This is a genomic window from Bradyrhizobium sp. Kon56, from assembly GCF_055807635.1.
The window spans coordinates 1-438 of the sequence record NZ_JBVVOU010000160.1 but is presented as its reverse complement, the minus strand read 5'-3'; the positions used below and the strand labels follow the sequence as shown (position 1 = coordinate 438).

Sequence of the window (438 nt, the reverse complement as noted above, 5' to 3'; positions counted from 1 at the left end):
GAAGGTGAGTTGAGAAGCTTGCTGGAGGTATCAGAAGTGCGAATGCTGACATGAGTAACGACAATGGGTGTGAAAAACACCCACGCCGAAAGACCAAGGTTTCCTGCGCAACGTTAATCGACGCAGGGTTAGTCGGTCCCTAAGGCGAGGCTGAAAAGCGTAGTCGATGGAAAACAGGTTAATATTCCTGTACTTCTGGTTATTGCGATGGAGGGACGGAGAAGGCTAGGCCAGCTTGGCGTTGGTTGTCCAAGTTTAAGGTGGTAGGCTGGAATCTTAGGTAAATCCGGGATTCTAAGGCCGAGAGCTGATGACGAGTCGTCTTTTAGACGACGAAGTGGTTGATGCCATGCTTCCAAGAAAAGCTTCTAAGCTTCAGGTAACCAGGAACCGTACCCCAAACCGACACAGGTGGTTGGGTAGAGAATACCAAGGCGC

General features: G+C 50.2%; 1 rRNA gene. It reads left to right on the top strand.

The features are described from left to right. A 23S ribosomal RNA gene (locus tag AC0L3B_RS38420) occupies positions 1–438 on the top strand; the annotation flags it as partial.